23 protein-coding genes are annotated in these 25,737 nt (G+C 64.1%); 9 read left to right on the top strand and 14 right to left on the bottom strand.

Annotation, left to right across the window (positions count from 1 at the left end; genetic code table 11):
* Window positions 1-7: 7 nt before the first annotated feature.
* From DQ397_RS22415 to DQ397_RS22375, 9 genes are all read right to left on the bottom strand, one after another.
* Complete coding sequence (locus DQ397_RS22415; RefSeq protein ID WP_043213555.1) at window positions 8-3,073, bottom strand: multidrug efflux RND transporter permease subunit; 3,066 nt, start codon at window positions 3,071-3,073, stop codon at window positions 8-10.
* A gap of 13 nt (window positions 3,074-3,086) precedes the next feature.
* Window positions 3,087-4,238 (bottom strand): efflux RND transporter periplasmic adaptor subunit, encoded by a 1,152-nt coding sequence (locus DQ397_RS22410; protein WP_043213557.1) that lies wholly within the window; start codon window positions 4,236-4,238, stop codon window positions 3,087-3,089.
* A 191-nt stretch (window positions 4,239-4,429) separates the two neighbouring features.
* A complete protein-coding gene (locus tag DQ397_RS22405; protein WP_043213559.1) occupies window positions 4,430-5,527 on the bottom strand; it encodes a DUF1513 domain-containing protein in 1,098 nt (365 codons plus the stop codon).
* A gap of 2 nt (window positions 5,528-5,529) precedes the next feature.
* Entirely contained in the window at window positions 5,530-6,594 is a 1,065-nt protein-coding gene (locus DQ397_RS22400; RefSeq protein WP_043213561.1) for an imelysin family protein, read from the bottom strand.
* An 18-nt stretch (window positions 6,595-6,612) separates the two neighbouring features.
* Window positions 6,613-8,040, bottom strand: coding sequence for a di-heme oxidoredictase family protein (locus DQ397_RS22395; protein WP_043213563.1), 1,428 nt, complete (start codon window positions 8,038-8,040; stop codon window positions 6,613-6,615).
* A 193-nt stretch (window positions 8,041-8,233) separates the two neighbouring features.
* Window positions 8,234-9,568, bottom strand: coding sequence for an imelysin family protein (locus DQ397_RS22390; protein ID WP_043213566.1), 1,335 nt, complete (start codon window positions 9,566-9,568; stop codon window positions 8,234-8,236).
* A gap of 140 nt (window positions 9,569-9,708) precedes the next feature.
* Complete coding sequence (locus DQ397_RS22385; RefSeq protein WP_043213568.1) at window positions 9,709-11,760, bottom strand: bifunctional diguanylate cyclase/phosphodiesterase; 2,052 nt, start codon at window positions 11,758-11,760, stop codon at window positions 9,709-9,711.
* A 304-nt stretch (window positions 11,761-12,064) separates the two neighbouring features.
* Window positions 12,065-12,661 (bottom strand): superoxide dismutase, encoded by a 597-nt coding sequence (locus DQ397_RS22380; protein WP_043213571.1) that lies wholly within the window; start codon window positions 12,659-12,661, stop codon window positions 12,065-12,067.
* Window positions 12,662-12,918: 257 nt separating this feature from the next.
* The gene (locus tag DQ397_RS22375; RefSeq protein ID WP_043213572.1) at window positions 12,919-13,518 is read right to left on the bottom strand and encodes a LysE/ArgO family amino acid transporter; all 600 of its coding nucleotides are present in this window, start codon (window positions 13,516-13,518) and stop codon (window positions 12,919-12,921) included.
* A gap of 125 nt (window positions 13,519-13,643) precedes the next feature.
* On the opposite strand from DQ397_RS22375, the gene DQ397_RS22370 reads away from it, so the two are divergent.
* The 3 genes from DQ397_RS22370 to DQ397_RS22360 all read left to right on the top strand — a co-directional run bounded on the left by DQ397_RS22370 (window position 13,644) and on the right by DQ397_RS22360 (window position 16,491).
* Window positions 13,644-14,534 (top strand): LysR family transcriptional regulator ArgP, encoded by an 891-nt coding sequence (locus DQ397_RS22370; protein ID WP_043213574.1) that lies wholly within the window; start codon window positions 13,644-13,646, stop codon window positions 14,532-14,534.
* A gap of 49 nt (window positions 14,535-14,583) precedes the next feature.
* Window positions 14,584-15,579: an NAD(P)-dependent oxidoreductase gene (locus DQ397_RS22365; protein ID WP_043213577.1), complete on the top strand. Its 996-nt coding sequence runs from the start codon at window positions 14,584-14,586 to the stop codon at window positions 15,577-15,579.
* An 87-nt stretch (window positions 15,580-15,666) separates the two neighbouring features.
* Window positions 15,667-16,491 carry an ATPase gene (locus DQ397_RS22360; protein WP_043213579.1) on the top strand — a complete coding sequence of 275 codons (825 nt, stop codon included), beginning with the start codon at window positions 15,667-15,669 and terminating at the stop codon, window positions 16,489-16,491.
* Between the two features lie 63 nt (window positions 16,492-16,554).
* On the opposite strand, the gene DQ397_RS22355 is transcribed toward DQ397_RS22360, so the two are convergent.
* The 3 genes from DQ397_RS22355 to DQ397_RS22345 are packed head-to-tail and all read right to left on the bottom strand — an operon-like array spanning window position 16,555 to window position 19,109.
* Complete coding sequence (locus tag DQ397_RS22355; RefSeq protein WP_043213581.1) at window positions 16,555-17,604, bottom strand: alkene reductase; 1,050 nt, start codon at window positions 17,602-17,604, stop codon at window positions 16,555-16,557.
* Window positions 17,605-17,623: 19 nt separating this feature from the next.
* Window positions 17,624-18,793, bottom strand: a complete 1,170-nt coding sequence (locus tag DQ397_RS22350; RefSeq protein WP_090344930.1) for an MFS transporter — start codon at window positions 18,791-18,793, stop codon at window positions 17,624-17,626.
* 13 nt (window positions 18,794-18,806) lie between these two features.
* Complete coding sequence (locus DQ397_RS22345) at window positions 18,807-19,109, bottom strand: helix-turn-helix transcriptional regulator (RefSeq protein ID WP_043213583.1); 303 nt, start codon at window positions 19,107-19,109, stop codon at window positions 18,807-18,809.
* A 153-nt stretch (window positions 19,110-19,262) separates the two neighbouring features.
* Between DQ397_RS22345 and DQ397_RS22340 the strand changes: the two genes are divergently transcribed.
* Window positions 19,263-19,835, top strand: coding sequence for an ACP phosphodiesterase (locus tag DQ397_RS22340; RefSeq protein ID WP_043213585.1), 573 nt, complete (start codon window positions 19,263-19,265; stop codon window positions 19,833-19,835).
* Between the two features lie 113 nt (window positions 19,836-19,948).
* Here DQ397_RS22340 and DQ397_RS22335 read toward each other — a convergent pair whose 3' ends face one another.
* Together DQ397_RS22335 and olsB are read right to left on the bottom strand one after the other, a co-directional pair.
* Window positions 19,949-20,737: a lysophospholipid acyltransferase family protein gene (locus DQ397_RS22335; RefSeq protein WP_043214965.1), complete on the bottom strand. Its 789-nt coding sequence runs from the start codon at window positions 20,735-20,737 to the stop codon at window positions 19,949-19,951.
* On the bottom strand, window positions 20,737-21,492 hold the full coding sequence (gene olsB / locus DQ397_RS22330; RefSeq protein WP_043214963.1) for an L-ornithine N(alpha)-acyltransferase: 756 nt from the start codon (window positions 21,490-21,492) through the stop codon (window positions 20,737-20,739). The genes DQ397_RS22335 and olsB overlap by 1 nt, the downstream gene beginning before the upstream one ends.
* Before the next feature lie 134 nt (window positions 21,493-21,626).
* On the opposite strand from olsB, the gene DQ397_RS22325 reads away from it, so the two are divergent.
* From DQ397_RS22325 to DQ397_RS22305, 5 genes are read left to right on the top strand one after another with little or no spacing between them, the layout of a single operon-like run.
* A complete protein-coding gene (locus DQ397_RS22325) occupies window positions 21,627-22,514 on the top strand; it encodes an acyl-CoA dehydrogenase (protein ID WP_043214961.1) in 888 nt (295 codons plus the stop codon).
* A gap of 42 nt (window positions 22,515-22,556) precedes the next feature.
* On the top strand, window positions 22,557-23,645 hold the full coding sequence (locus tag DQ397_RS22320) for a serine hydrolase (RefSeq protein ID WP_043214959.1): 1,089 nt from the start codon (window positions 22,557-22,559) through the stop codon (window positions 23,643-23,645).
* Complete coding sequence (locus DQ397_RS22315) at window positions 23,642-23,938, top strand: hypothetical protein (RefSeq protein ID WP_043214957.1); 297 nt, start codon at window positions 23,642-23,644, stop codon at window positions 23,936-23,938. The genes DQ397_RS22320 and DQ397_RS22315 overlap by 4 nt, the downstream gene beginning before the upstream one ends.
* Before the next feature lie 44 nt (window positions 23,939-23,982).
* The gene (locus tag DQ397_RS22310) at window positions 23,983-24,564 is read left to right on the top strand and encodes a YceI family protein (RefSeq protein WP_043214956.1); all 582 of its coding nucleotides are present in this window, start codon (window positions 23,983-23,985) and stop codon (window positions 24,562-24,564) included.
* Between the two features lies 1 nt (window position 24,565).
* Window positions 24,566-25,723 carry a phosphatidylserine/phosphatidylglycerophosphate/cardiolipin synthase family protein gene (locus DQ397_RS22305; RefSeq protein ID WP_043214953.1) on the top strand — a complete coding sequence of 386 codons (1,158 nt, stop codon included), beginning with the start codon at window positions 24,566-24,568 and terminating at the stop codon, window positions 25,721-25,723.
* Window positions 25,724-25,737 lie beyond the last annotated feature (14 nt).

The raw sequence follows: 25,737 nt of genomic DNA, 5'->3' as shown, positions 1-25,737 counted from the left end.
AAAGGGATCAGGGCGGACCTGGTGGGACCGGGGGTACCCGTGAAGACGTCGCCACGGTCCGGTGCGCCAACAGCGTGTAGATGCTGGGCAACACGAACAGGGTGAACAATGTGCCGATCGACATGCCGGTGGCGATGACCATGCCGATGTCGAAGCGGCTGACCGCACCGGCCCCGGTCGCCAGGATCAACGGCACCATGCCGAATACCATAGCTGCAGTGGTCATCAGCACCGGCCGCAGGCGTATGGCTGCGGCGACTTCTATGGCCTCGCGGGCATCCACGCCCATCCGCTCGCGCAACTGGTTGGCGAACTCGACGATCAGAATGCCGTGCTTGCTGATCAGGCCGATCAGCGTCACCAGCCCCACCTGGGTGTAGATGTTCATGCTCGAAACGCCGAGGAACAGCGGCAACAGGGCGCCGCAGATGGAGAGCGGCACCGTGACCAGAATCACCAGCGGATCCCTGAAACTTTCGAACTGCGCCGCCAGCACCAGGAAGATGATCGCCAGCGCCAGACCAAAGGTGACCCACAAGGCGCTGCCTTCCTGGACGAACTGCCGTGCGGTGCCAGCGTAATCGAACGAGAACCCTTCCGGAGCCTCCTCTTTGGCGATCGCCTGCACGGTCTGCAGCGCCTCGCCGACACTGACCAGTGGAAAGCCCTGGATGATCGCCGAGTTCAGTTGCTGGAACTGGTTGAGCTGGCGGGGCCTTGCGCGGTCGCTGACGGTGATCAGGGTCGACAAGGGCAGTAACTGGTCCTGATCGTTCTTCACGTAGTAGTTGTTCAGCCAGCCGGCGTTGTCCCGGTAGGGCCGTTCGACCTGGGCGATGACTTTGTAGCTACGCCCCTCAAGGGTGAAACGGTTGATTTCGCCCTCGCCCAGCAACGTTGCCAGGGTGCCGCCCAGATCATCCATGGACACGCCCATCTGCGCTGCCTTGTCCCGGTCGATGTCCACCACCACCTCGGGCTTGTCGAAGGCCAGGTCGATGTCGAGGAAGGCGAACTTGCCTGATGCCTGGGCGCGGGCCTTGATCCGTTCGGCCACCTCCAGCAGGGCAGGGTAGTCGCCTGCGGTATTGATCACGAACTGGAACGGCAGGCCTTCGCCTGTGCCCGGGAGCGACGGCAAGTTGAAGCCGAAGATCTGCAGTCCGCCGATTTCTTCCAGTTTGGCTTGCACCAGCGGCAACAACTCCATCTGGGTGCGCTCGCGTTCGTTCCAAGGCTTGAGCAGAAAGCCCCCGATACCGCTCTGCACCCCATTGAAGCCGTTGATCTGGAACGATGAGTAGTACTCGGGGAAGGTCTTGAACACCGGTGTGAACTGATCGGTGTAGGCGTTGAGGTAGTCCAGGTTGGCCGTTTGCGGGGCATTGCTCATCATGAAGATCACCCCCTGGTCCTCGTCCGGCGCCAGTTCGTTATGGGTGAACATCAAGAGCACCGGGATCAGGCACAACACGATCACGGCGAACACCAGCACCACCGGCCGGCTGTTCAGGGTGCCATGCAGCAGGCGTTGGTAGCGGACCTTGAGGCCGTCGAACAGCACGTCCAGGCGATGGGCAAGACCGCTGGGGTTCTGTTCGTGGCGCAGCAGCAGGGCGCACATCATCGGCGACAGGGTCAGGGCGACGATGCCGGAGATGACCACCGCCCCGGCCAACGTCAGGGCGAACTCCTTGAACAGCGCGCCGGTCAGGCCTGTGAGAAAGCCGATGGGGGCATAGACCGCCGCCAGGGTGATGGTCATCGACACCACCGGCATGGCGATCTCCCGAGCGCCTTCCAGGGCGGCCTCGAAGGGCGTCTTGCCTTCTTCCATGTGCCGGTGGATGTTCTCCACCACGACAATGGCGTCATCCACCACCAGGCCGATGGCCAGAACCATGGCCAGCAAGGTCAAAAGGTTCAGCGAGTAACCCATCATCTGCATGAAGAACAATACGCCGATCATCGACAGCGGAATGGTCACCACCGGGATGAGCACCGAGCGCAGGGCACCCAGGAACAGGAACACCACGACAATGACGATCAGCACGGCCTCGCCGAGGGTCTTGATCACCTCATCGATGGAAGCCTGGATGAACAAGGTCGCGTCGTAGGCGATGGAGACCTTGAGATTCGACGGCAACTGCGCTTCCAGCGTCGGCATGATCCGCCGGACTTCCTTGATCACCTCCAGCGGGTTGGCGGCGGGGGTGGCCTTGATGCCGATGTACACCGAAGGCGTGCCGTCGAAGGAGCTGACCGTGTCGTAGTTCTCCGCGCCCATTTCCACCCGCGCTACATCGCCCAGCAGCACACGCCTGTCGCCGACGGTCTTGACCGGCAGCTTGGCAAAGGCCTCGGCGGATTTGAGCTCGGTGGTGGCGTTGATGCTGGTGACCACGTACTCGCCTTTGACTTCGCCGGCAGCGGAGAGAAAGTTGTAGCGGCGGACCGCGTTGGTCACGTCGGTGGCCGCCAGGCCAAAGCCTGCCAGCTTCACAGGGTCCAGCCAGATGCGCATGGCGAACACCTGGTTGCCGAGGATTTCCGCCTCGGCCATGCCAGGCAGTGTGGCCAGCTTGGGCTGGATCACACGCGAAAGGTAATCGGTGATCTGTGGGTTGCTCATCTGCTGGCTGTAGAAGCTGATGTACATCAGGGCCGAGGCGTCGGCGGCCTCTTTGCTCAGCACCGGGTCTTCGGAGTCCTGGGGCAGCTTGTTACGTACCTCGTTGGCCTTGGCCAGCAGTTGCGTGAACAGGCGGTCAGTGTCAGCGCCGATGCGTGCATAGACCGAGATCACCGAGAAGTTCTGGCGGCTCACCGAGGTCATGTAGTCGATGCCGTCGGCGCTGGCCAGGCTCTGTTGCAAAGGTTGGGTGATATAGCCCTGAATGGTCTCGGCATTGGCCCCGGGATAGGCGGTGGTCACCGTGATCAGGGCGTTTTCCATCTGCGGGTACTGGCGGATCTGCAGCTTGCTCCAGGCCTGGAAGCCCAGCAGCAGGATCAACAGGCTGACCACGCTGGCCAGGACCGGGCGGCGGATGAACGGGTCGGTGAACGCCATGCCAGCCTCCTGATCAGTTGGCGCCGGAGGCGCGCTGGCCATCCAGCTGGAGGGCTTCGTCGTGGCTGATGCGGATGGCCGTGCCAGGCGTGAGCTTCAGCTGGCCGGCGGTCACCACCTGTTCACCCGCCTTGAGGCCTTCGCCCACCACCACTAGACCATCACGACGTTCTCCGGTCTTGACCGTGCGCTGTTCGGCGACCAGTTGCGGCTGGCCGTCGGCGGCCTTTTCCACCTGGCCGTTCTTGTCTTTCTTCTGGGCGACCACGTACACCGAGTTGCCATAGAGCGTGTAGGTAATGGCGCTTTCCGGTACCACCACTTGAGGACGCGGGTCGGGCAACAGCACCAGCAAACTGGCGAACATGCCAGGCAGCAGCTTGCCGTCGGGGTTGGCCAGGGTGGCGCGCAGCAACAGGTTGCGGGTGCTTTCCTCGACCTTGGGGTTGATGGCGCTGAGGCTGGCAGGGAAGGTCTGGCCCGGGTAGGCCGCCACTTGCACCAGCACCTGCTGGCCGAGGCTCAGTTGGGGCAGGGTTTGCTCGGGCACGTTGAAGTCGACATACAGGCTGGAGAGATCCTGCAGGGTGGCGATCACTGTGCCGCTGGCGAGGTAGTCGCCCACGTCCACCTGGCGAATACCGATGGTGCCGCTGAAGGGCGCGCTGATGCTTTTCTTGGCCAGGGAGGCCTTGAGCTGGTCGACGACGGCCTGGTTGCGTCGGTACTGGGCGGTGAGGCGGTCGAACTCGCCGCGGGAAATCGCCGAATCGCCAACCAACTGGCTGCCCCGGCCGAAGTCCACCTTGGCCAGGCCCAGGTCTGCCTGGGCTGTGCCGAGCAGTGCGGTCTCCTGGTCGTGGTCCAGTTGCAACAGAAGCTGGCCGGCCTTGACCTTCTGGCCCGACTCGAAATGCAGCGATTTGACTGTGCCGGCCACTTCCAGGCTCAACTCGACGCCCTGGAACGCCTTGAGACTGCCGATCGCAGGCAGACGCTCCTGCCACTGGCGCTCTTCGGCCACTGCCGCAGCGACGCTGACCGGCGGTTTCGGTGCGGAGAACATCTGGATCTGCTTGTAGATCGAGAACGCCTTGATGCCACCTAAGGTCAATACGATCAGCAGGACCACGGCCAACATGATCAGCATGCGGCGGCGCAGCATAGTCCGGTTCCTTGGATAGTTGTTGTTCGTCTGGCACGACAACGGGCGATCCTGCCCACGTGCGGATGGGAGAAGTATTGCCTGTTTTTCAGGGATGGGGGAAGGCGGGGATGGACAGGTGGTCGCCGATGGGCGAACACGCAGATTTGCAGCCCTTTCGCGGGGTGGCCGCGAAAGGGCCGTGCGGTCCCCTAGGCCAGGTGCAGGTGGTTGTCCCAGAACCCGGACGGCAGGTTCAGCGGCTGGGCGACCAGCTCTGCTTTGCGGCAGTCATAGAACCGGCAGCGCCCTTGGCCGGAGGTGACCACGAAACCGTCCTTCACCGCGCCCACGCCCGCACAGTCGGGCATCGGCGCGTCGAGCTTGACCGCACCGCTGTCCAGGTCCCAGATGAACAAGCGGTTGGCCCGTGGTGCGGTCAACGCCACCAGGCGCAGGTCGCTGTGGATGGCGACGCTGGCGGTGTACTGGGCCATCGACTGCAACTGTCGCTCGGGCACCGGGAAGGCCTTGAACGGTTCGCCTGGACGCTTGATCGCGAGCAATTCGGCGGTCTCGTGGGCATCGCCCATGAACTGCTGGCAGGCGGCGATGGTGCCGTCGCTGCCGACGGCCAGATGGCGCACGCTGTTCATCTGCTGGGCGAGGGTTTCCTTGCTCAGCAGGGTACCGTCGCGCCGCATCAGCACCAGGCTGGGCTCCATGGCGTCGAGGTTCATTTCCACCCGGCTTTCGGCCTCGGTGCGGATACCGCCGTTGGCCACCACCAGGGTTTCGCCGTCCGGCAGCCAGGATACCTGGTGCGGGCCGATGCCGTGGGTAGGGATCTCACCGCTGTGGACCAGGCGATCACCTTCGAAGCGGTAGATGCCCAGCACGCCACGCCCCGGATCGGTGGTGTCGTTCTCGGTGGCGTACAGCCACTCACCGCTTTTATGAATCACCGCGTGGCCGTAGAAGTGCCGGTCCGGTTGCGAGGTGACGGTCTGCAGCAGGCGCCCGTCGCGCAGGTCGATCAGGTAGCTTTCGGTGCCTGGTCGACGTGCCACGAACAGGGCGATCGGCCGCTCGGGGTGGTTGATGATGTCATGGCAACGCTGGGCCACCTGGGTGGCGAACACCTGGGTGCCGTCCAGACGGTAACCGACGGCATAGTGCCTGCCGTCGCCATCGTCGCGCGCCGAGAGCAGCAGGGGTTCGCTGGCGCTGTTGCGAAACAGGCTCCAGCCGCCCAGGGTGAGGGCGCTGAGCACGACGCTACCGAGTTTGAGGGCCTGGCGTCGCAGCATGATCAGTCACCGTCGTTGGCATTGAAGCCCAGCTGGATGTTGAGTGCCTTGGCCAGGTCACCTTCGTGCAGGCGGTGGACGGCGTTGAGGCTGTCGTAGATCTGGTCGAGGGTCTGTTTGCCAGCGTCGTCGGCCAACAGTTCGCCCAACGGCTTGTCGTTGGCCTCCAGCAGCTTGAGCGAGGCGGCGTAGGCGTCGTCGATCTTCTGCGCCAGGGCAGCCTGGTCCTTGCCCAGCAAGGCGCGCAGGCCCTGGTTGTCGACGCCGACCCAAACCGCCTGGGCGGCCTTGAGGCTGGCTTCCAGGCTCTTGAGCGAGGACTGGCTGCGCCAGGCTTCGGCCTGCAGCGGCTGGGCGATGCCCTTGCTCTGGCGGCCCATCGGCGCGCCGAGCTTCTTCTTCAGGGTGTCCAAGGCGGTGACCTGGGCACGCAGCAGGTCGGCGATCGCCTCGTGGGAATCGGCGTAGCGCTGGTTGGGGAACTTGGTCATCTGCGAGAGCATGCCATCGGTGCTGTTCCAGCCTTTGAGGATCTCCTCGGCCAGGGCCTTCTGGTGCTCGCCGATGGCCACCAGCAATGGGCAATAGCGGGCCTTCTGCTCAGGCGTGGCGACGTCCGGCTTGCTGTCGAACAGGATGTATTCGTAGGCGGACAGGCCGCGCACCACGACGCTGGACTTGCCCAGTGTCTCGGCGTCGATCGGCTTGTCGCCGGCGACCAGTTGCTCGACCTGACGGCCGACCAGGTTTTTCTTGTCGGGCCAGAACTGCACTTGCCAGGCGCGGTTACCTTCGGCCAGCGGGCCGACCAGCAGCGGTTGCAGCTCGGCCCAGGCCTTTTGGGCGTTGAGGAAATCGGCGCGCGCGGTCTCGAGCGACTCCTTGCCTTCGCAATAAGCCAGGGCGCTGGCGGCCAGCTGGCGGTCGGCTTCGACCCAACGGCTGTAGGTCGGCAGGATCACCTGCTTGGCGATGGCGGCGGAGGTCACAGCCTGCGGGTCCTGGGGCGAGCAGGCACCGAGGGCGAGTGCGGCGAGGCTGGTGAACAACAGTTTGGGTCGGAACATTGCCCGGCTCCTTGCGCGTTAAAGTGAGTTCAAAAAGGCCAGCAGCGCAGCGCGTTGCTCGGCATTGAAGGTCAGTACATGGTTGCGCGCCGCTTCGGCTTCGCCGCCGTGCCAGAGCACGGCCTCCAGCAGATTGCGGGCGCGGCCGTCATGCAGGAACTGGGTGTGGCCGCTGACCGTTTCGGTCAGGCCGATACCCCACAGTGGAGGGGTACGCCAATCCTGCCCGGAGGCTTTGAATTCGCTGCGGTTGTCGGCCAGACCTGGCCCCATGTCGTGCAGCAGCAGGTCGCTGTACGGCCGGATCACCTGGTTGGCCAGTTCGGGTTCGTGGGTGTCGGGGCCGGTGGTGAACTGCGGGGTATGACAGCCTTGGCAGCCGGCCTGGAAGAACAGGTTCTTGCCGGCCAATACCTGGGGCGCGCCGACGTCGCGGCGCTCCGGCACGCCTAGATTACGGGTGTAGAAGGTGACCAGGCGCAGGATATTGTCGCTGACTTCTTTCTCGCCGCCTGTGCCGTCGCCGTTGGGGGCGGCCAGGCAATCGACCTGGGTGGGCGTGCAGTCATCGACCGGCTGCAAGGTGCTGGTCAGGCCCATGTCGCCGGCAAAGGCATGGACGTTCTGCTGGTTCACGTTGGGCTGCCCGGCTTTCCAGCCGAAGCGGCCGAGCACGGTCTTGTTCGTCGTCTGGTCCCAGACCTGGTTGGGGCGTCCACGGATGCCATCGCCGTTGCGATCGTCCGGATCGGCATTGGCAAGGATTGCGGCCTCCGGGATCGCCTCCAGCAGGCCCAGGCCGATCATCGGCGGGGCCACCCGGGCGGAGAAACGGGTATCGGGGTGCATCGGTCCGTAGCCGAGCTGGGTGATCTGCAGCGCCGGACGACGCAGCTCCACCACATGGCCGTCCTCGAAGGTGACGGTCTCGCTGGTGTAATCCACCCGCACCTTGCCCTCCGGTGCCACGCCGGGGACGGCCATGTCTTGCAGTTGCGTGCCATACACCGGCTCCGGCACCACGCCCAGGCGTTCGATTTCCTTGGCGTATTGCGCCTGATCGGGAATCGACAGGCGCACCAGCATCGAGACCGCGTTGCTGGCGTCGGGCTCAGGTGGATGGCCACGCCCATCGCGCACATGGCAGTTCTGGCAAGCGTTGGTATTGAACAGCGGGCCTAAGCCATCACGGGCGGTGGTGGTGGAGGGGGCGATCACCCAGGGGTTGCGGAAGAAGCTGTTGCCGACACTGAAGTCCAGGCGCCGCTCTGGCGAGAGATTGGCCGAGGGCAGGGAAAAGGCGTTGCGGTCGCTGCGCTGCACGGTGGCCTTGCCGGCGGAAAGGGCTTCGCCGGGCTCGGCCTGGGTGAAACGCGGGGCGTCATCACAGGCGGCCAGGGCGGCGACCAGCAGCAAGGGAGAGAGTCGGAGCAGCGACGCGGGCATCGAGGATCCTGGGTGAGTGCTAAAAAACCGGCGTGCAAGCTTAGCAGGGTGATGGAGTTTGAATAAGAGCAATTTGCAATTGCCTTGATGAAATCGGTGTCAGGTTGTCGTTGGCTCGCGTCTGCGGCAGTGAATTTTCCGGCCATGAAAAAGGCGGCCCGAAGGCCGCCTCTGTCGAACCACTGGATCCGGATCAGAATTCGTGATCGGCGGTGTCCGGGTTCAGGTTGGCGATGCCCAGCTTGCCGGCGGCTTGCTCGATCGAGCCGGTCTGCTTGACCAGGGATGCGATGGCGTCACGCACGATCTGGTTGCCAGCAGCGTTGTCAGCCGCGATCAGCTGGTCGTAGTGTTCGCCTTTGAGGGCGTGGTCGACCATGACCTGGATCTTCGCCTCGGTGGCTTCCAAGTCCGCCTTGAGGGTGGCGTCGGTGGCCGGATCGACCTTGGCGACCAACTCCGACAAGCTCGGGCCGGTCAGCTTGGAGCCGTCGGCGCGGGTGTACTCGCCCAGGTAGACGTTGCGGATACCCTTGGCGTCGTAGAAGTGCGAGTAGTGGGTGTTGTCGCTGAAGCAGTCCTGCTCGTCTTCTGGCGAGTTGGCCTCCAGGGAGACCTTCATGCGCTCACCGGCCAGTTCGCCCAGCGACAGGCTGCCCATACCGAACAGCATTTTGCGCAGACCATCGGCCACAGGCTCGGCCTCCAGCTTGGCGCGGTAGTTGTCGCTGACGTTCGGCGCCCAGTTGGCGACCATTTCTTCCAGATCCTGAACCAGCAGTTGGGTCACGGCCTTCAGGTAGGCGCGACGGCGCTCGTTGTGACCGCCAGTGGCGCCTTGGCCTTCCAGGTAGTCCGAAGCCGGGCGGTTGCCGGCGCCTGGGCCGGTGCCGTTGAGGTCCTGGCCCCACAGCAGGAATTCGATGGCGTGATAGCCGGTGGCGACGTTGGCCTCGGAACCGCCCAGCTCGTTCAGGCTGGCCAGTTTCTCAGGGGTGATGTCCTTGACGTCGACCTTTTCTTCGCCGACCTGGACTTCGGTGTTGGCAATGATGTTGGCGCTGGCCGCCGGGTTGCCCAGGGCGTGCTCGTAGCTCTTGTCGACGTAATCGATCAGGCCTTCGTCCAGAGGCCATGCGTTCACCTGGCCTTCCCAGTCGTCGATGATGGTGTTGCCGAAGCGGAACACTTCGCTCTGCAGGTACGGCACACGAGCCGCTGCCCAGGCTTGCTTGGCAGCCATCAGGGTCTGGTCGTTGGGCTTGGCCAGGAAGGCGTCGATGGCGGTCTGCAGGGTCTTGGCGGTGCTCAGCGAGTCGCTGTAGACGGCGTGGACCATTTCGGCATAGTGCTTGACCACGGCCTTGCCGGCCGCTTCGTCGACAGCCCCGGGCGCTGCGGTGGCGCTTGCGGCAGCCGGTGCCTGGGCTTGCGGCGCGGCAGCCTTGTCATCCTTGCTCTCACCGCAACCGGCGAGGGCGATGGCGATGGCCAGCAGACTGGCGGAGGCCAGAGGCATTCGAATCATTGTAGGTATCCTGCGTCGTGAGGTTGGACAGTGTGGCCTGCGAAACCGCAACATAATGCGAAAGATTTGCATTTTGTGTAAAGGGGCAGGTGCGCAATTCATGCGCAAGGGTCGCTTTCGCGATCGAGCGGTCGCTGGGGTCAGAACGCGGTGACTTGGTTGCGCTGCGCGTGCTTGAGGAAGGCCGTCAGTTCGCGAGCCGACAGCGGCTTGCTGTAGTGGTAGCCCTGACCCTCATGGCAGCCCTGGGCGATGATGTAGGCTTCCTGCTCGGCGGTTTCCACGCCTTCGGCGATCACCTGCATGCCCAGGCTCTTGCCTAGCTGGATGACAGCCCGGACGATGGTGGCGTCGTCATCGTCATCCAGCAGGTCCTGGACGAAGCTCTTGTCGATCTTGATCTTGTCCAGCGGCAACGACTTCAGGTAGCTGAGCGAGGAGTAACCGGTCCCGAAGTCATCGATGGCGATCAGCGCCCCGGAGCGGCGCAGGCTCAGCAAGTGCTGGGCGGCGGTGCTGATGTCCTCCATCAGGCCGGTCTCGGTCACCTCCAGCTCCAGGCTGCGCGGGGGCAGGCGGTAGATCTGCAACAGGTTGTTCACCACCCGGGGCAGCTCGCTGTGGTGCAGCTGCACGGTGGACAGGTTGACGGCCATGCGCAGGTCGCTGAAGCCCAGGTCGTGCCATTCACGCAACTGTCGGCAGGCCTGGTCGAGCACCCACTCGCCGATGCCGATGATGCTGCCGTTCTGTTCGGCCAGAGGGATGAACTGGTCGGGCGGAACCATGCCCAGCTCCGGGTGGTGCCAGCGCAACAGGGCTTCGACGCCGACCACACGGTGATCGCGGTAGCTGATCTGGGGTTGGTACACCAGGTACAACTGGTTGCGCGGCAGGGCTTCGCGCAGGTCTTTTTCCAGCTCGCGGCGCCGACGCATCTCGCTGTCGACGCTGGCGATATAGAACTGGTAGCGGTTACGGGAGCGGGCCTTGGCCAAGGTCATGGTCTGCTCGGCTTTTTGCAGCAGTTTCTCGGTGCTGTCGCCATCTTCGGGGAACAAGGTGATGCCGATGGTAGCGCGCAGCCGGATGTTCTGGTGATCCAGGGGGAAGGGCATTTCCAGGTCGTCGAGGATGCTCTGGGCGAGCTCGGCGGCCTCGTAGGGTTGTTCGATGTCGGCCTGGACCAGGGCGAACTGGTCCCCACCGAGCCGCGCCAGGGCGCCGAGGCGGCCGCTGTGGGCACGCAGGCGGTCGGCCAAGGCCAGCAACAATTGATCGCCGACTTGATAGCTGAATTGCTCGTTGATGCCCTTGAAATCGTCCAGGCCCACGCACAACACCGCGACCCGGCGCTGCAGGCGGCCACCATCGACGAGGATCTTGTCCAACTGCTGCTGGAACTGCTGGCGGTTTGGTAGCCCGGTGAGGAAGTCGTACTGGGCCATGCGTTGTAGGCTGTTCTCGGCTTCGTGGCGCAGGTGGGTGTTGCGTTCGATGGAGGCCAGCAACTGGTTGGCGGTGTTGACCCACAGCCCCAGCTCGTTCTTTTCATGGCCCTTGAGCAGCGGGATCTCATGCTGGCTGGGGCGGTCGGGATTGATCTGGGTGAGGTGCTCGATGAGCTTGGACAATGGCTTGGTCAGCAGCCAGTGATAGACCAGATACAGCACCAGGCCCATGGCGAGCGCGCGCAGCACCCCGGAAATGAAGATGATCACTGCATTGATCAGAAAGCCTTCGCCATAGGTGGCGGTGTCCAGGGTGATGCTCAGGTCGCCGTAATACTCGCTGTACGGCCCACGGCCGACCAGTTGGGTGGTGAAGGTCCTTTGCTGGCCGAGGATCAGGTCGGTCAGCCAGCGTGCGGGCGTGTCCTGAAGCGGACGGGATTTTTCCGCGAGCATGGTTTCGTTGGGGTGGCCGATGGAGGCCGCGCGCACTGAAGCGTCCTGGAACAGGCCTTCCATGACCTGCATGCCCATCTCCCGGTCAAGGCTGTAGACCGCTTGGGTAGACGGGTCGCGGAACATGTCGAGGATGCGTTGGGCATCGTTGTTGACGGACTGGCGGGTCTTGTAGGCGTCATAGACGATCTGCGCGCAGCTGAGGACAACGCCGACAGCCAGCGCCGAGAGCAGCACGACCCTGAGCAACTTGACCGACAAGCTGTCCCGAAATTCCAGCTTCAATGGGGTTTCCTTAATCCATGCGCATGCCATTATTTTGCCATTACCCTTGGCAATACACTATCGACCGATTGTCGCGACAGGTGACGGCCGTCGTTCATCCTCTCATGGCAATATATCGGTTGTGGGGACTGGCGACTTGAGTGCGCTGTATCAACTTTCCAGAAGATTCATGTTAGCGCGCTATCGGGTGTGGGCAAGCGCTGGCGAAGCGTGTGCGTGTGCGAGGGCCTCATTGGCGAAACCTGCACAAAAAAAATCCGACGCATGAGCGTCGGATTTCTTGGATCGAAGGTTACCCCAGGCATCAGGCCTTGAAGGTTTTGCCTTCGAACTGCTCGGCCACGAAGGCCCAGTTGACCAGGTTCCAGAACGCCTCGACGTACTTAGGACGCAGGTTGCGGTAGTCGATGTAGTAGGCGTGTTCCCAGACGTCGCAGGTCAGCAGCGGGGTGTCGCCGCTGGTCAGCGGGTTGCCGGCGCCGATGGTGCTGGCCAGGGCCAGGGAACCGTCGGCCTTCTTCACCAGCCAGCCCCAGCCGGAACCGAAGGTGCCGACGGAAGTCTTGGTGAACTCTTCCTTGAACTTGTCGAAGGAACCGAAAGCCTTGGTGATGGCATCGGCCAGGGCGCCGGTTGGCTGGCCGCCGCCGTTTGGCGACAGGCAGTTCCAGTAGAAGGTGTGGTTCCAGACTTGAGCGGCGTTGTTGAAGATGCCACCCGAGGAGGTCTTGACGATGTCTTCCAGGGACTTGCCCTCGAATTCGGTGCCTGGGACCAGGTTGTTCAGGTTCACGACATAGGTGTTGTGGTGCTTGTCGTGGTGATACTCCAGGGTTTCCTTGGAGATGTGCGGCTGCAGGGCATCGTGGGCGTACGGCAGCGGCGGCAATTCAAAAGCCATGGTGGATCTCCTGATTCAGGTCTGTTCGCGGTTTGCGCAAGGCCGATCACGGGCGGCCCGAGGTGCGTCAGCGCGTTTGACACGCTTTGCGACGCAAGGGCTGGATCATAGCACCGGCCCTTGCGCATAACCACGCAACAAACATAGGGAATAGTGGGCGCTGCGAGCTTCACGCAAGCGTCAAGCTTCAAGCTTCAAGCTGGAAGAGGGCGCCGTGTCTGCCTTTGGCTTGCAGCTTGCAGCTTAGAACTCACCCTTCAAGAAAAGATCAATTGCGCGGCGACGGCGAACATCATCACAGCCACCATCAGGTCCAGCAGGCGCCAGGTGGCTGGACGGGCGAGCCATGGCGCAAGCCAGGCCGCGCCCAGCGCAAGGGTCGAGAACCACACCAGCGAGGCACTGGCGGCGCCGGCCACATAGGCCCCTGGTACGGTCTGTTGGGCGCCCAGCGAGCCGATCAGCAGCACGGTGTCGAGGTAGACATGAGGGTTGAGCAGGGTCACTGCCAGGGCGCTGAGCAATACCGCGCGACGCGAGCGCATGCCTTGGCCTTGCTGGTGTTGCAGGCTCTGCTTGGAGCACGCGCTACGCAGTGCCTTGGCCCCGTACCAAATGAGGAACACCGCACCGCCCCAGCGTGCGACCGCCAGCAAGGTCGGGTTGTGAGCCAGGACCGTGGCCAGGCCGAACACCCCGGCGGCCACCAGGATGGCATCGCAGATGATGCACAGCGCGGCCACCGGCAAGTGATGCTCGCGGCGCAGGCTCTGGGCCAGGACGAAGGCGTTCTGTGCGCCGATGGCCATGATCAGGCCGAATGCCACCAGCATGCCGTTCAGATAGCTTTGCCACATAACAGGAACACTCCACTGACGCCGAACAAGCGCCGGCGTTGATTACCCAAGAAGATGCTGGCCATTGTGAGGAAATGCCCTGTATAAGAAAAACAAATAAAGCTGATCTGGCATTAGAAAAATAGATGTTCGACTACAAGCTGCTTGCCGCCCTCGCTGCCGTCATCGAACAAGGCGGTTTCGAACGTGCTGCTCAAGTTCTGGGCCTGTCGCAATCGGCCATTTCCCAGCGCATCAAGCTGCTCGAGGCGCGGGTCGGCCAGCCGGTGCTGGTGCGGGCCACGCCACCGAGCCCCACGGAGGTGGGGCGACAGTTGCTCAACCATGTGCAGCAGGTGCGTCTGCTTGAGCGTGACCTGCAGCGCCAGGTCCCGGCGCTGGACGAGGAAGGCCTGCCCGAGCGCCTGCGTATCGCCCTCAACGCCGACAGCCTGGCGACCTGGTGGTCGGGTGCGGTGGGGGATTTCTGCGCGGGGCAGCAGGTGTTGCTCGATCTGGTAGTCGAAGACCAGGAGGTCGGCCTCAAGCGCATGCGTGCCGGCGAAGTGGCGGCGTGCCTGTGTGGCAGCGAGCGGCCGGTGGCCGGCGCGCGCAGCGTGTTGCTGGGAGCCATGCGTTACCGGGCATTGGCCAGCCCCGCGTTCATGGCCCGGCACTTTGCCCAGGGGTTCGAGGCCCGGCGCCTGGCGCGGATCCCGGCAGTGGTGTACGGCCCGGATGATTTCCTGCAACACCGCTACCTGGCTTCGTTGGGCATCGAGGGCAGTTTCCTGTATCACCTGTGCCCTTCGTCCGAAGGGTTTCTGCGCATGACCGAGGCCGGTGTGGGGTGGGGGTTGGTGCCGGAATTGCAGGCCCGCGAACAACTGGCCAGCGGCCAATTGGTGGAAATCTGCACCGATACCCCCATCGACGTGCCGTTGTACTGGCATCATTGGCGCAATGGCGGGCAGTTGCTCGCTCAGCTGACCGAGCACCTGCGCCATACGGCATCGAGCTGGCTGGTGCCCTTGTAGGCGCGGACGGCGTCAGCTGCATCTGTAATTTGGCAAGGCGGAGTGTTACATGCGAATTCTGGTCACCGGTGCGAGCGGCTTCATCGGCGGGCGCTTTGCGCGCTTTGCCTTGGAGCAGGGCCTGGAGGTGCGGGTCAATGGCCGGCGCGCCGAGGGCGTGGAGCATCTGGTCAAGCGCGGCGCCCAGTTCATTTCTGGCGACCTAGGCGATGCCGAGCTGGCCCGGCGGCTCTGTCAGGGTGTCGACGCGGTGGTCCATTGCGCTGGCGCCACCGGCCACTGGGGTCGCTATCAGGATTTTCACCAGGGTAACGTGGTGGTCACCGAGAACGTGGTGGAAGGCTGCTTGAAGGAGCACGTGCGGCGCCTGGTGTACCTGTCGTCGCCGTCGCTGTACTTCAATGGCTCCTCGCGTCTTGATATCCGCGAGGAGCCATTACCTCGGCGATTTCATGACCTTCAGGCGGCGACCAAGCGCCTGGCCGAACAGAAGGTCTTCGGCGCCCAGGAGTTCGGCCTGGAAGTGCTGGCCCTGCGACCGCAACGGGTCACCGGCGCGGGCGATGCCGGTTTCTTCCCAAGGCTCATGCAGCTGCAGCGCAAGCGCCGCCTGGCCATCATCGGCAATGGCCTTAACAAGGTCGATTTCACCAGTGTGCACAACCTTAACGAAGCCCTGCTCAGCGCTCTGTTCGCCGATGAGCAGGCGCTTGGCCAGGCCTACAACATCAGCAACGGCCAACCGTTGCCGCTGTGGGATGTGATCAATTACGTGATGCGCCAGATGCAGCTGCCCCAGGTTACCCGCTACCGTGGCTATGGCCTGGCCTACAGCCTGGGCGCGTTGAACGAGGCCGCCTGCCTGCTGTGGCCAGGCCGTCCACAACCGACCCTGTCGCGCCTCGGGGCGCAGATGATGAGCAGGGATTTCACTTTGGATATCAGCCGCGCGCGGCAACATCTGGACTACCGGCCCAAGGTCAGCCTGTGGACCGCGCTGGATGAATTCTGCGCCTGGTGGAAGAACGTGCCCGGCCAACAATGAACCCCGGCAGAGGATAATGGTCATCAGTGCGCCGCTCTGGCGGTTTATACTCATGCCTCTTTGCTATTACTGTGGTTGAAAGCCTCCATGCGTAACGACCCCCTCGACGATTTCGACGATGTGCCGACCCTGCGTGCCGGTACTCCGGATGATGATGAACTGCTCCCGGCGCACGTGGCACGGAGCCGGCGCAAGGCCGCGCGTCCGGCCAGCACGGGCCCGCTGTGGGCGCTGCTGGGGGCCTCGGTCATCGCCCTGGCGGGCCTGGGATGGTGGAGCTTCCAACAAATCTCGCTGATGGAGCAGCAGTTGGTAGCGACCCAGGAGAGCTTCGCCCGGATCAGCGAAGAAGCCGCGGGGCGACTGCAGGCGATCAGCGGCAAAGTCGAGGCCAGCGAGTCCAGTGTCAACACCGGTAGCGAGGCCTTGAAGCTGCAGATCCGCCAGTTGAAGGCGAGCTTGGCCGAGCAGAGCAAGCAGCAGCAGGGTGTGGCGGGCCAGGCGGGGGATCTGGGCAAGCGTCTGGAGCAGGTCTTGGCCGATACCCGTGCACAGCAAAAAGCGGTGACAGAATTGCAGAGCCAGTTGCAGGCGCAGCTCAAGGCGGTCAATGGTGAGTTGGCCGCGCTCAAGTCCGGCCAGCTCGATGGCGGCAAGCTCGACGGCCAGATCAAGAGCCTGAGCAGCGAAGTGGCGAGCCTGAAGAAACAGGGTAATCCCAGTGCGGCGATCGAGAGCCTGGAGCAGGATGTGCTGGTGCTCAAGAGTCAGATCGACAACCGCCCGGCACCTAGCGCTGGTGGGGCTTCGGTGCAGGAGTTCGATGCCTTCCGCAGCCAGGTGACCCGCAACCTCAATACCTTGCAGAGCCAGATCCAGAACCTGCAACAGCAGATCAACGCCCGGCCTTGAATCTACTGAGCTGTGTTCGCGGGTGAACCCGCTCCCACAAGGCTTGTAGGAGCGGATTTACGATCACATCCGCGGATAGTCGATGTAGCCCACCGGCCCTTTGGCGTAGAAGGTCTCCGGGCGCGGCTCGTTCAGCGGCGCATCGGCGGCCAGACGGGCGGGCAGGTCGGGGTTGGCGATGAATGGGATGCCAAAGGCCACCGCGTCGGCTTTGCCGCTGGCCAGCGCCGCGTTGGCACTGGCTTTGTCGAAGCGCTCATTGACGATGTACGGGCCACCGAAGGCTTCCTTGATCAGTGGGCCGATGCTGTCGTCGGCTTCTTTCTCCCGCGAGCAGATGAATGCGATGCCGCGCTTGCCCAGCTCCCGAGCGACATAGCTGAAGGTCTCGGCACGGTCGGCATCGCCCATGTCATGGGCGTCGGCCCGTGGTGCCAAGTGCACGCCTACACGATTGGCGCCCCACACCTCGATCGCCACGTCGGTCACCTCCAACAGCAGACGAGCACGGTTTTCCAGGGAGCCGCCGTAACGGTCGGTGCGCTGGTTGGTGCTGCTCTGCAGGAACTGGTCGAGCAGGTAGCCGTTGGCCCCGTGGATCTCTACGCCATCGAAGCCGGCCGCCTTGGCATTTTCGGCACCGGTGCGGTAGGCCTCGACGATGTCGGCGATTTCTTCGGTCTCAAGGGCTCGTGGCGTCGGGTACTCCGTGATCGGACGGATCAAGCTGACGTGGCCCTTGGGCTGGATCGCGCTCGGGGCCACCGGCAGTTCGCCGTTGAGGTACTGGGTGTGGGAGATGCGCCCGACGTGCCACAGCTGCAGGAAGATGCGCCCACCAGCCCCGTGCACGGCCTTGGTGACGTTGGTCCAGCCGCGCACCTGTTCGTCCGACCAGATGCCGGGAGTGTCAGGGTAGCCAACGCCCATGGGGGTCACCGAGGTGGCCTCGCTGAGGATTAGCCCGGCGCTGGCGCGTTGCACGTAGTACTCGGCCATCAATGCGTTGGGCACTCGGCCTTCGTCGGCGCGGCAACGGGTCAATGGGGCCATGATGATGCGGTTGGGCAATTGCAGGTCGCCCAGTGTGATCGGATCGAAGAGCGTGGTCATTGGCGTAGCCTCGCGAGTGTCAGTTGGAAGCGGTGGCCAGTTCGGCGTTGCCGCCGCGCTGGTGGAAGGTAATCAAGGTGACGATCAGCGCCAGGATCGCCAGGGCAGCCGCGGCCAAGGGCACGCGGGTCAGGCCGAAGCCGTGGGCGATGACACTGCCGCCGACCCAGGCGCCCAGGGCATTGCCCAGGTTGAAGGCACCGATGTTCAGGGTCGACACCAGGTTGGGTGCGGCCTTGCCGTAAGTCACCACGTTGACCTGCAGGGCAGGCACGGCGGCAAAGGCGGCGGTGGCCCAGAGGAACAAAGTGATCTCGGCAGGTACCAGGGCCGTGCTGGTCCAGCTCAACGCCGTGGACACCACTGCCATGGCGGCGAACACACCCACCAGAGTCGCCCCCAGGCGGCGGTCGGCGAGCTTGCCGCCGAGGATGTTGCCCACGGTCAGGCCCAGGCCGATCAACAGCAAGGTCCAGGTGACGCCACGTGGCGATACGCCGGTGACGTCGCCGAGCAGGGGGGCGACGTAGGTGAACAGGGCGAACATCGAGGCCGAGAACAGCACGGTCATGCTTAGCGACAGCCAGATGCCGGCCCCCTTGAGGGCGCCCAGTTCGGCGCGCATGTCGACTTTCTCTTCCTGGCGCTGCAGCGGCAGGTAGCGCACCAGGCCGATCAGTGCAATCACGCCGATGGCGGTCACCGCCCAGAAGGTCGAGCGCCAGCCAGCGGCCTGGCCCAGCGCAGTCCCCAAGGGCACGCCGAGCACGTTGGCCAGGGTCAAGCCGGTGAACATCAGGGCCACGGCCGAGGCGCGGCGGTTGGCCGGTACCAGGCTTGCCGCCACCACCGAGCCGATGCCGAAGAAGGCGCCATGGCACAGGGCGGTCACCACGCGGGCGAACATCAAAAGGTCATAGTCCGCGGCCACCGCGCAGAGCAGGTTGCCGACGATGAACACGCCCATCAGCGTCACCAGCGCGGCCTTGCGCGGCAGACGCGCAGTGGCCAGGGCCATGAACGGTGCGCCGATGGCCACCCCCAGGGCGTAGCCGGTCACCAGCCAGCCGGCACCGGGGATGGTCACCCCCAGGTCCTGCGCCACATCGGGCAGCAGGCCCATGATGACGAATTCGGTGGTGCCGATGGCGAAGGCGCTGAGCGCCAGGATCATCAGGGAAAGAGGCATTGCAAGGTCCTTGTCAGAGCTCTTGGCTCATCTGCTGGAGGAACGCCTGGATGGTGTCCTCGTTGCGTTTGAAGAAGTGCCACTGGCCGATCTTCTGGCTGCTGATGAGGCCCGCGCGCTGCAAGGTGGCCAGGTGGGCGGAGACGGTCGACTGCGACAGGCCGCAGCGTTGGTCGATTTGCCCGGCACAGACGCCGTATTCGGTGCTGTGCTGCTGGTCGGGGAACTGCGCAGCCGGGTCCTTGAGCCAGGTGAGGATTTCTCGCCTTACCGGGTGGGAGAGGGCTTTTATTATTTCGTCGAGATCAAGAGGCATGGTGGGACTCATGGTGTGTAGCGTTATATCGCGATGAGGCGAAATATAAATCGGTATTTCGCGATATACAAATATGAAGAGGTTCTTAGCTGAGCGCGAATCGCTATATCGCGTTATAACGATATGGTTCCCGTGAGTGCTAGACTGGGCGCCATGAACTACCTCGCACACCTGCATCTGGGCGGCCGAGAGCCGCAACAACTGCTCGGCAGCCTGTATGGCGATTTCGTCAAAGGTTCGCTGCAAGGGCGCTTCCCGCCGGCCCTCGAGGCTTCGATTCGTCTGCACCGCCATATCGACAGCTACACCGACAGCCACCCGCTGGTACTGGCGGCGCTGGCGCGCTTTCCCCGTGAGCGGCGGCGTTTTGCCGGGATCGTCCTGGATGTGTTTTTCGACCACTGCCTGGCGCGGCACTGGGACGATTACGCCGAACAGCCGCTGAGCGCCTTCACCGGAGACTTCTACCGCGTACTGCTCGCCGAGCCGGCACTGCCCGGGCGGCTGGCGCATATCGCCCCGTTCATGGCCGCAGACGACTGGCTGGGCGCCTATGGCGATTTCGACACGCTGGAGCAGGTGTTTCGCGGTATCGCCCGGCGGTTGTCACGGCCGGAAGGCATGGACGGGGTGATGGGGGAGTTGGAGGTGTTGTACGAGCCGTTGTTGGCGGATTTTCGCGAGTTCTATCCGCAGTTGCAGGCTTTTGCGCTGGCGAGTCGGTGAACCTTCATACGACCGTACGGGCCTTTTCGCGGGTAAACCCGCTCCCACAAGGCACCGCCACCCTTATCGGAGCGGGTTTACCCGCGAAAGGGCCGATTGGACCGCCACACGACTCAGGCCGCCTTCGCTTGCCGTCGCGGCACCGCTTCCCACCCGTCGGCGCCATACAAGGCCAGCTGCACCGCCTGCTGCGCCTGGAACGCCAGCACCGCCCGCTCCTTGCCTAGGCTGGGGATCGGCTCCAGCAGCTGGATGATCACTTCCCCGTGCGGCTGGCGGAACAAACGCATCAGGTGAGACACCAGGTCGTCATCGCCAATGAACGGCGCGATCGGGTCCGCTTGACCGTTGCGCAGGTACTGGATCGCCACCGGCTGCACCGGGGTGCCTTGGTCGATGGCGCCGGCCAGCAGCCGGCCATGGAAGGTACGCAGGGCGCGGCCGTCGGTGGTGGTGCCTTCCGGAAAGATCAGCAGCGGCCGTTGCTGGGCCAACTGCTCACCGATCTGCTGAGACAGACGCTGGCCGTCACCACCGCCACGGCGGATGAACAGGGTGCCGGCTTTTTCCGCCAGCCAACCGGCCAGCGGCCAGTGGCGCACTTCGGCCTTGGACAGGAACGACAGCGGCGTGAGCATGCCAAGCAGGGGGATGTCGGTCCAGGACACATGGTTGCTGACCCACAGCATCGGCTGTAACGGTAAAGGGCCAATCACTCGGACCTCGAAGGGCAGGGCAGCGACCAGATACCGCATGAACAGGCATGTCCAGCGCTGGCGCCGTTGGCAGGAAGGCTTCAGGCCCAGGCGTTCTCCCAGGGTGATCGCGCTGGCCATGACGATGCCCAGTGCCAGCACCAGCAGCAGACGCGACAGGCGGGCGAATGCCCGCAATCCAGGCATCACACCGCCGCCTTGAAGTGGCGGGCGTAGCGCGGACAGAGGTCGTCGCGCTTGAGCAGGATGAACACATCGGCGACCTGGAAATCCTCGTCCCAGCACGGTTCGCCGCAGATCTTCGCGCCCAGGCGCATGTAAGCCTTGAGCAAGGGCGGCATTTCGGCGATGACGTTGTTCGGCAGGGCCAGGGTCGGCAGTGGTTTTTTCGGCTCGGCCCGCAGGTGCTCGGTGCACAGGTAGCGTTCGCGCAGGCGCTGCATGATGGCGTGGGCCTGCACGCCGCCGTCCTGCATGGGAATGCTGGCGCACCCCATCAAGTAGCTGTAGCGGCCTTCGTTGAGCACTTCGGCGAGCTCGCCCCAGAGCACGGCAATGGTGCCGCCATTGCGATAGGCCGGGTCGACGCAGGTACGGCCCAGCTCCAGGATCGGCCCCTGCAGTTGCAGCAGGCCGTGCAGGCTGAACTCTTCTTCGCTGTAGAAGCGTCCCAGGCTGCTGGCGGCCTGGTGGTCGAGCAGACGGGTAGTGGCGACCAGTTGGCCGGTGGCCAGGTCACGCACGCCGATGTGGCGACAATGGATGTCGTAGTCGTCCATGTCCAGGCCCAGTTCCGCGCCCTTGAGCTTGGCCTGGAATTCGGCGCTGAACACTTTGAAGCGCAGGGCCTGTGCTTCCTGAAGCGCCGTGGCGCCGACCAGGCGTTCGGCTTGCAGACGGCGTTCAGTGCTGGTGTCGCCAGAGCGTGCGGTCCGAGTCATTGCGAGTCTCCATGAGCCAGCCAAGGGTTGCGGCCGGTCGACTTTGTTGTGCAAAGTCAGCCTAGGTACGCGCGGTGTCACCCCCGTGAAGCTTTGGTGATGCTTGCGTGACAACCCCTGACGAGGAGCCTGCGATGCCCTGGTTGCAACGAGTCAACGACCCCTACCGCCAGCCCGAGGCCCAAAGCCTGGGTGAAGGCTACGCCGCCCTGCTCGAGCGTCTCGGGCCAGTCTCGCCCTTCGAGCTGGCGGTGCTCGGTGGGCGGGCGATGGCGACGCCGGGGCTGGCTTTTCTAGTCGGTTACCAAGCGGCCCTGCGTGTGCTCTGGCCCAGTGCCCCAGCCAGCCTGGGTGCCTTGTGTGCCACCGAGCGGCGCAGCGTGCGGCCGGCGGACATGCAGACCCGCCTTGAGAACCTGCGCCTGACCGGCAGCAAGGATTTCGTCACCGCCGGGCTGGACGCCGAATGGCTGCTGGTGGCGGCGCGCAGCGAGGCTGATGGCGAGAAGCCTCGACTGCAACTGGCGGTGGTCTATCCGGGCGAGGCAGGGGTGACGCTGGAGGCCTTGCCCACCTTGCCGTTGATGCCCGAAGTCGGCCATGCGCGCCTGCAGTTGCACCAGGCCGCCTGCGAACGGCTCGCCGGTGATGGTTGGGATGCCTACGTCAAACCCTTCCGCTCGTTGGAAGACCTCTACGTGCTCGCCGCGCTGGTGGCCTGGCTGTATGGCGTCGGTCAGGAAAGTGCCTGGCCCCAGGACCTGCGGCTGCGTTTACTGGGCCTGCTGGGTGGATGCGCCGAGGGCAGCCGACAGTGCGCCGACAGCGCCGCCTGCCACTTGCTGCTGGGCGGTCTGTTCGCCCAGTTCCATGCGCTGCGCGAGACGATCGACAAAGCCCTGGCGGGCGGGCCGCCTCACTGGATGCAGTTGTGGCAGCGCGATCAGGGCGTGCTGGCGCTGGCCACGGCGGCGCGGGAGAAGCGCCTGCACAAGGCCTGGGCCGCTGTCGGATTGTCATGAAACCCTGGCAGGCTCGCCCGTTCAGCCACGTGAGGGGCGGCCATGGGCAGGTTGGGGAAATTGCTGGGCATTCTGGCAGGGGTGAGCGTTTCGGCGTGGGCCGAGTCGTGGCCGGATCCACAGTGGCAGCGCGAACCTGCGGCCATCGACTGGCAGGCGGTCGAGGCCTATGCCTTTCCCGACCGCGACGAGACCGGGCGCACGGGTGTGCGCAGCGATGCGCTGCTGGTCATCCGTGATGGGCGTATCCTGTATGAGCGCTACGTCGCGCCCACCCGTGTCGACACGACGCACCTGACCTGGTCGATCAGCAAGAGTGTGCTGGCCACTGTGCTGGGGGTGGCTTACGGCGAAAGGCGCTTTACCCTCGATGCGCCGGCATGGCACTACTATCCGCCGCTCAAGGTGCATTCGGAACTGCGCATCGTCGACCTGCTGCATTGGGCCAGCGGCCTGGCCTGGCAGGAGGACTACGAATACGCACCGCTCAAGTCCTCGGTGGTGGCCATGCTGTATACCCGTGGCCGTAAGGACATGGCTGCCTTCACCGCAGCGCAGCCGGCCGAGGTGGCACCGGGCGAGCGCTTTCGCTACTCCAGTGGCGACAGCAACCTGCTGGCGGCGGCCTTGCGCGGCATGCTGCCTCCCGACAGCCGTGGTGACTACCCATGGCAGGCGTTGTTCGAGCCCTTGGGTATTCGCCGCGCAGTCTGGGAGCGCGATAGCGCCGGCACCTACGTGGGCTCCTCCTATCTTTATTTGAGTGCGCGAGACCTGGCCCGCATCGGCCTTCTGATGCTGCGTGATGGGCGTTGGCAAGGGCGGCAACTGTTGCCCAGGGACTGGGTGGCGTTCAATCGGCAGCTGTTCGAGCGGGCCGAGGCGATCCCGGACGAGGCCAATCCTGGCGGGCACTGGTGGCTCAACCAGCCGTTGCCGGGCCAGCCGGCGCCATGGCCGGACGCTGCCCAAGACGTCTATGCCGCACTGGGTCATTGGGGCCAGGCACTTTATGTGGTGCCTTCGCAGAAATTGGTGATCGTGCGTTACGCCGATGACCGCGATGGCACCTACCAGCACAACGAACTGCTCAAGCGGGTGTTGGCGGCCGTTGCGGGGGAGGGCCGATGAAGCGCGTCCTGCTGTTGTTGATGGTGGCGTTGCTGGTGTGGGCGTGGCACGAGCGCCAGGCGTTGGCGGATTTTCCGAGCATCCTGTCGGCCTACTCGGCCAAGGAGTACTGCTCGTGCCGCTTCGTCATGGGCTTCGATGAGGTCTACTGCCGGGGTTATGTACAGCAGTACCTGCCCTTGGGCAGGTTGGAAGAGGACCACGCGCGACGTCGGGTGCTCGCTGAAGGCTTGGGACGGCGCAATCAGGCAGCCTGGGTGAACGCGCGGGAGGGCTGCCGCTTGCTGCCGTGAAGGCGGGCGGGTAAGGTTGACGGCCTTGTTACACGAGATTTCAAATGTTCAAACTGCCCCGTCTACTGCCTGCTCTGCTCATGGCCTTGTGCCTGCCTGCCCATGCCAGCTGGCACCTGGATGGCGAGTCCTCACGTTTGTCTTTTGTCACCAGCAAGAATGGTGACACCTCCGAGGTGCATCGCTTCCTGGTGTTCCATGGCAAGGTCGACGGCAAAGGCAATGCCCAGGTCAGCATCGAAATGGATTCGGTCAGCGGTGGCATACCGCTACGTGACGAGCGCATGCGCAATGAGCTGTTCCAGGTCGCCAAGTTTCCCGAGGCCCTTGTGCAGACGAAGATCGACCTGCGCCCCATCAACGACCTGGCCAATGGCGCGCAGGTCGAACTGCGTTTGCCGGTGACTGTGACCCTGCACGGGCAATCGCACCGCTACGACACCTTGCTGCTGGCCACCCGTCTGGATGAACGTCGTTTCCAGGTGGTAACCCTGGAGCCGTTGATCCTGCGTGCCGAGGAGTTCGATCTGTTGCCGGGGCTGGCGTCCCTGCGCAAGCTTTCCGGTGTTGCATCCATCAGCCCATCGGTGCCGGTGAGTGCGGTGCTGATCTTCTCCGCCCGCTGACATGCCGGGGCCGGTCTTCCCCTGGCGGGATGGCAACGAGTTCGAACTGCTGATCGACGGCCCCGAATTCTTTCCGCGCATGCTCCTGGCGATCGTGCGCGCCGAATTCCAGGTCGATCTGGAGCTCTATCTGGTCGAAGCCGGTCGCTGTGCAGATGCGGTGGTCGAGGCCTTGGAGCAGGCCGCCAGCCGTGGCGTGCGGGTTCGCTGCCTGTTCGACGATTATGGCTCGCTGGCCTTCCCCTCAGCGTTGCGCCAACGCCTGGAGGCGGCGGGCGTACAGGTGCGCTACTACAACCGCCTGCGTTGGCGGCGTGGGGTTCGCAACCTGTACCGGGACCACCGCAAGCTGTTGCTGGTCGATGAATGTTGGGCAGTGGTGGGCGGGACGGGCGTTACCGATGAATTCTGGACCCCAGGCGTCGACACCAGCGAATGGCATGAAGTGATGGTGCGAATGGAAGGCCCCATCGTCACCGACTGGCAACTGTTGTTCGATCGCCAGTGGCACGCCAACAATCGGCGCACCGCCTGGCGGCCAGCCGAGGGCTTTGGCCTGCCCCGCCTGCCGCGGGTGCCCGCCCAAGGCCAGGGCATGGGCCGGGTGGCCTACGCCGACGCCCGTCAGCATCAGGACATCTTGCACTCGCTGGTGCGTGCCCTCAACAGCGGCCAACGGCGCATCTGGCTGGCCACACCGTACTTCCTCCCGACCTTCAGTGTGCGTCGCTCCCTGCGACGAGCGGCGCAGAAGGGCATCGACGTGCGCCTACTGCTCACCGGCCCGCGCACCGACCACCCGGCGGTCCGTTACGCCGGGCACCGCTATTACCCCCGTCTACTGCGCGCCGGCGTTCGGATCTTCGAGTACCAGCCGTGTTTCATGCACTTGAAGATGGTGCTGGTGGATGACTGGGTCAGCGTGGGCTCCTGTAACTTCGACCACTGGAACCTGCACTTCAATCTCGAGGCCAATGTAGAGGCCCTAGACCCGCCACTGACTGCCGCGGTCGCGGCCAGTTTCGAACGGGATTTCACCCTAAGCCAAGAGGTCGACCTGACGCGATGGAGCGCCCGGCCTTTCTGGCGTCGGGTCCAGCAACGGCTCTGGGGGTGGCTCGACCGGCTGGTGGTTACCCTGCTCGATCGACGCGACTGACAGCGCGAGGTAGC

The sequence above is a fragment of the Pseudomonas sp. CK-NBRI-02 genome (assembly GCF_008124495.1).
Taxonomy (GTDB): domain Bacteria; phylum Pseudomonadota; class Gammaproteobacteria; order Pseudomonadales; family Pseudomonadaceae; genus Aquipseudomonas; species Aquipseudomonas guariconensis.
The sequence above is the reverse complement of the archived record's forward strand: the minus strand, read 5'-3'. Positions and strand labels throughout refer to the sequence as shown.

Bases quoted from the DNA above. Each gene is read 5' to 3' on its own strand.
- DQ397_RS22400 (WP_043213561.1), bottom strand. From the start codon at position 6,594: ATGTTCCGACCCAAACTGTTGTTCACCAGCCTCGCCGCACTCGCCCTC.
- DQ397_RS22365 (WP_043213577.1), top strand. From the start codon at position 14,584: ATGCGAATTCTGGTCACCGGTGCGAGCGGCTTCATCGGCGGGCGCTTT.
- DQ397_RS22350 (WP_090344930.1), bottom strand. From the start codon at position 18,793: ATGCCTCTTTCCCTGATGATCCTGGCGCTCAGCGCCTTCGCCATCGGC.
- DQ397_RS22315 (WP_043214957.1), top strand. From the start codon at position 23,642: ATGAAGCGCGTCCTGCTGTTGTTGATGGTGGCGTTGCTGGTGTGGGCG.
- DQ397_RS22370 (WP_043213574.1), top strand. From the start codon at position 13,644: ATGTTCGACTACAAGCTGCTTGCCGCCCTCGCTGCCGTCATCGAACAA.
- DQ397_RS22305 (WP_043214953.1), top strand. From the start codon at position 24,566: ATGCCGGGGCCGGTCTTCCCCTGGCGGGATGGCAACGAGTTCGAACTG.
- DQ397_RS22415 (WP_043213555.1), bottom strand. From the start codon at position 3,073: ATGGCGTTCACCGACCCGTTCATCCGCCGCCCGGTCCTGGCCAGCGTG.
- olsB (WP_043214963.1), bottom strand. From the start codon at position 21,492: ATGACTCGGACCGCACGCTCTGGCGACACCAGCACTGAACGCCGTCTG.
- DQ397_RS22340 (WP_043213585.1), top strand. From the start codon at position 19,263: ATGAACTACCTCGCACACCTGCATCTGGGCGGCCGAGAGCCGCAACAA.
- DQ397_RS22375 (WP_043213572.1), bottom strand. From the start codon at position 13,518: ATGTGGCAAAGCTATCTGAACGGCATGCTGGTGGCATTCGGCCTGATC.
- DQ397_RS22320 (WP_043214959.1), top strand. From the start codon at position 22,557: ATGGGCAGGTTGGGGAAATTGCTGGGCATTCTGGCAGGGGTGAGCGTT.
- DQ397_RS22390 (WP_043213566.1), bottom strand. From the start codon at position 9,568: ATGATTCGAATGCCTCTGGCCTCCGCCAGTCTGCTGGCCATCGCCATC.
- DQ397_RS22360 (WP_043213579.1), top strand. From the start codon at position 15,667: ATGCGTAACGACCCCCTCGACGATTTCGACGATGTGCCGACCCTGCGT.
- DQ397_RS22405 (WP_043213559.1), bottom strand. From the start codon at position 5,527: ATGCTGCGACGCCAGGCCCTCAAACTCGGTAGCGTCGTGCTCAGCGCC.
- DQ397_RS22395 (WP_043213563.1), bottom strand. From the start codon at position 8,040: ATGCCCGCGTCGCTGCTCCGACTCTCTCCCTTGCTGCTGGTCGCCGCC.
- DQ397_RS22380 (WP_043213571.1), bottom strand. From the start codon at position 12,661: ATGGCTTTTGAATTGCCGCCGCTGCCGTACGCCCACGATGCCCTGCAG.
- DQ397_RS22310 (WP_043214956.1), top strand. From the start codon at position 23,983: ATGTTCAAACTGCCCCGTCTACTGCCTGCTCTGCTCATGGCCTTGTGC.
- DQ397_RS22325 (WP_043214961.1), top strand. From the start codon at position 21,627: ATGCCCTGGTTGCAACGAGTCAACGACCCCTACCGCCAGCCCGAGGCC.
- DQ397_RS22335 (WP_043214965.1), bottom strand. From the start codon at position 20,737: ATGCCTGGATTGCGGGCATTCGCCCGCCTGTCGCGTCTGCTGCTGGTG.
- DQ397_RS22345 (WP_043213583.1), bottom strand. From the start codon at position 19,109: ATGCCTCTTGATCTCGACGAAATAATAAAAGCCCTCTCCCACCCGGTA.
- DQ397_RS22355 (WP_043213581.1), bottom strand. From the start codon at position 17,604: ATGACCACGCTCTTCGATCCGATCACACTGGGCGACCTGCAATTGCCC.
- DQ397_RS22410 (WP_043213557.1), bottom strand. From the start codon at position 4,238: ATGCTGCGCCGCCGCATGCTGATCATGTTGGCCGTGGTCCTGCTGATC.